This window comes from Janibacter sp. CFPM2_SD2, from assembly GCF_057364645.1.
In genome coordinates, this window is sequence record NZ_JBNFOF010000291.1 from 1 (window position 1) to 2,458 (window position 2,458).

Annotated in this window: 2 protein-coding genes and 1 pseudogene; 2 read left to right on the forward strand and 1 reads right to left on the reverse strand. The window is 70.7% G+C overall.

The window, feature by feature from the left end:
* The coding region (locus AC2W7J_RS17450; protein WP_485983968.1) for a FadR/GntR family transcriptional regulator at nt 1-332 on the reverse strand (332 nt) is incomplete at its 3' end.
* Between the two features lie 129 nt (nt 333-461).
* On the opposite strand from AC2W7J_RS17450, the pseudogene AC2W7J_RS17455 reads away from it, so the two are divergent.
* Together AC2W7J_RS17455 and AC2W7J_RS17460 are read left to right on the forward strand one after the other, a co-directional pair.
* Nucleotides 462-1,863, forward strand: a pseudogene (locus AC2W7J_RS17455) (GntP family permease).
* A 1-nt stretch (nt 1,864) separates the two neighbouring features.
* Complete coding sequence (locus AC2W7J_RS17460; protein WP_255185038.1) at nt 1,865-2,389, forward strand: gluconokinase; 525 nt, start codon at nt 1,865-1,867, stop codon at nt 2,387-2,389.
* Nucleotides 2,390-2,458: the final 69 nt, after the last annotated feature.

Below are 2,458 nucleotides of genomic sequence, written 5' to 3' on the forward strand. Positions count from 1 at the left end.
GCCTGCGGCTCGACGCCGCGGCGCAGCTCGCTCACCTCGCGCAGCTGCGCCAGGCGCTGGGGGCCGGCGAGGCGCCAGTGGATGATGACCGGGCTGAGGGCCTCCCACTGCGACTCCGGCTGGATGGTCACGCCGACGCGGCGGCGTGAGGTGGCCACCCCGATCGACTCGAGCACCTTGATGACCTCGCGCACGACCGTGCGGGAGACGCCGTAGCGACCCTCGATCTGCTCCATGGAGAAGACGTCACCGGCGGCCAGCCGCCCCGAGGTCAGGTCGTCCCCGATGGCGGTCAGGACGGTGTGGTGCAGGCCCCCCGACGCACTCGTCATGCCGCGGATTGTCGCAGACGCGATGGGGCACCTCCAAAGAAAAGGATGACGATTGGTTGCACAATAAGCATACGTTTGGGAAGGTGTCCGGCGGGCGACCGCCCTGACATCACCCACCGGAGGACAACGATGTTTCTCGTCGAGGACGCCGTGCCCGAGCCCGCCTACGGCTCCGGGCCCCTGCTCGCCATCGCCGCGGCCGCCGTCGCGCTGCTGCTCCTGCTCATCATCCGCTTCAGGGTCCACGCCTTCGTGGCCCTCGTGCTCGTCAGCTTCCTCACCGCCCTCGCGACGAAGATCGCCCCCGCCGACGTCGTCACGGTGATGACCGACGGCTTCGGCTCCACGCTCGCCTCGGTGGCCCTGCTCGTCGGTCTCGGCGCGATGATCGGCCGCCTGCTCGAGGTGACCGGCGGCGCCCAGGTCCTCGCGGACACGCTCATCGCCCGCTTCGGCGAGGACCGGGCTCCCTTCGCCCTGGGTGTGGCCTCGCTGCTCTTCGGCTTCCCGATCTTCTTCGACGCCGGCCTGGTCGTCATGCTGCCGATCATCTTCAGCGTCGCCCGCCGCTTCGGCGGCTCGGTGCTGCGCTACGCCTTCCCCGCCGCGGGTGCCTTCGCCGTCATGCACGCCTTCGTCCCGCCGCACCCGGGCCCGGTCGCCGCGGCCGACCTCGTAAGCGCCGACATCGGCCTGCTCCTCGTCTTCGGCCTGCTCATCGGGCTGCCGACGTGGTACCTCGCGTCCTACCTCTACGGCCTGTGGGCCGGCAGCCGCTTCATGGTCGACGTGCCCGACCTGCTCTCAGGTGGTCACGTCCCCGAGGCGAAGGGGGACGACGCCCGCCGGCCGTCCTTCGGCCTGGTCCTCGCGGTGCTGCTCCTGCCGATGCTGCTGATCTTCGTCGACACCGGGCTCAACACCCTGGCGACCCAGGGCGTCGTCGACGGTGACGCCGTGTGGGTCAACGCGCTGCGGATCATCGGCAAGACCCCCATCGCCCTGCTCATCACCACGCTCGTCGCCATGGTCGCGCTGGGCTGGCGCCGCCGCTCGCGCGCCGACGTCGAGACGATCATGAACGACGCGCTCGCCCCGGTCTGCGCGATCATCCTCATCACCGGCGCGGCGGCATGTTCGGTGGCGTCCTGCGGGCCAGCGGCATCGGCCAGGCCCTCGCCGAGACGCTCGAGTCCACCGGGCTGCCGGTCATCGTCGCCGCCTTCGTCGTCTCCGCGGCGCTGCGCGTCGCCCAGGGCAGCGCCACGGTCGCCCTGACGACCGCCGCCGGGCTCATGGCGCCGACGATCGAGGCCTCGTCGGGGCTGAGTTCGATCGACCTCGTGCTCATCGTCATCGCCATCGCCGTGGCGCCACCGTCCTGTCGCACGTCAACGACTCCGGCTTCTGGCTCGTCGGCCGCTTCCTCGGCATGGACGAGAAGACGACGCTCAAGACGTGGACCGTCATGGAGACCCTCATCGGCGGCATCGGCTTCGTCTTCGCCTTCGCGCTGAGCCTGGTGCTGTGAGATGACCGTGCACGTCATCGCGATGGGCGTCTCGGGCAGCGGCAAGAGCACCGTCGCCCAGGGCGTCGTCGAGCGGACCGGCTGGGTCTTCGCCGAGGCCGACGCCTTCCACCCGCAGGCCAACATCGACAAGATGTCGCAGGGCATCCCGCTCGACGACGAGGACCGCTGGCCCTGGCTGCACGACCTCGCCGCGTGGATGGCCGAGCACGCCGCCCGCGGCGAGGACACGGTCATCACCTGCTCGGCGCTCAAGCGGGTCTACCGCGACGTGCTGCGCGCCGACGTCGCCGCCCTCGGGGGCGGCCACCGGGTCGTCTTCGCCCACCTCGATGGGTCGGCGGAGGTCATCGCCGAGCGGCTCTCGGGGCGCAAGGGCCACTTCATGCCCGCCTCGCTGCTCCAGTCGCAGATCGACACCCTCGAGGACCTGGAGCCCGACGAGGACGGGGTCGTGCTCGACCTCACCGCCGCGCCGGACGAGCTCGTCGACCAGGTCATGGCGAGCGTGGCGCCGGGGCGCTGACCCCCCTTCGTCGCCGCTCGACAAGAGAAACACCCCCTTCGCAAGGGGTTTCAAACCCTTGCGAAGGGG